This is a genomic window from Bacteroides caecigallinarum (assembly GCF_021530995.1).
Taxonomy (GTDB): domain Bacteria; phylum Bacteroidota; class Bacteroidia; order Bacteroidales; family Bacteroidaceae; genus Phocaeicola; species Phocaeicola faecigallinarum.
The window spans coordinates 1-620 of sequence record NZ_JADYTF010000276.1 but is presented as its reverse complement, the minus strand read 5'-3'; the positions used below and the strand labels follow the sequence as shown (position 1 = coordinate 620).

Annotated in this window: 1 protein-coding gene and 1 pseudogene; both read right to left on the bottom strand. The window is 41.5% G+C overall.

What is annotated here, in order from left to right; translation table 11 throughout:
- A partial coding sequence (locus I6E24_RS16595) for an IS1634 family transposase (RefSeq protein WP_235329825.1) occupies positions 1-409 on the bottom strand: 409 nt, incomplete at its 3' end.
- 23 nt (positions 410-432) lie between these two features.
- Positions 433-620, bottom strand: a pseudogene (locus I6E24_RS16590) (IS1634 family transposase); the annotation flags it as partial.

The window sequence follows — 620 nt, the reverse complement described above, 5'->3', positions numbered from 1 at the left end:
TACAAACATGAGCCTCAATTCTTCTTGGCGTGAAATGGAACATCGGTCTTACATCCAGCGTACCTTTGGTAATACGAAACGACCGTTCCACATTCCATAGATTCTGATAGGCTTCATAGACTTTCTCCGGACTTAGATCAGTATTTGTCTTATACCCTTTTAATCCATCCCATATTGCATCTTTCTTTATCTTTTCCTCATCTATGCAGACTGTAATTCCAGAACTGACTGAAAGGAACTTGTTGTAGCCTCGTTTGTTGATGTCCGCCTTCGTCAGTGTTCCCGTAGAAAAACGTTTTCTTAGCCTTTCCACACCTTGTTCTCTATCGAATGCGTTCTTCTTGGCTCTTTCATCAGAATATCCAACAATAAGCCTGTCTCCATCCGGATATTTGATATCATTGAACACCCCACACCGACGCTCTGTTGCAATTATTTCTCCATTATCCGGCCGGACTCCTTCTTTATCCTGGCACCTATTATATACTTATACCCACCATCACGGAGTAGCTTTACATTCTTTGCGCTCATAAGTCCGGAGTCTGCAATTACTACAAAATCATTGCCGAGATTGAATCTTTGAACAAAATCATCTACGATGGGAAGCATTGTATATCCCT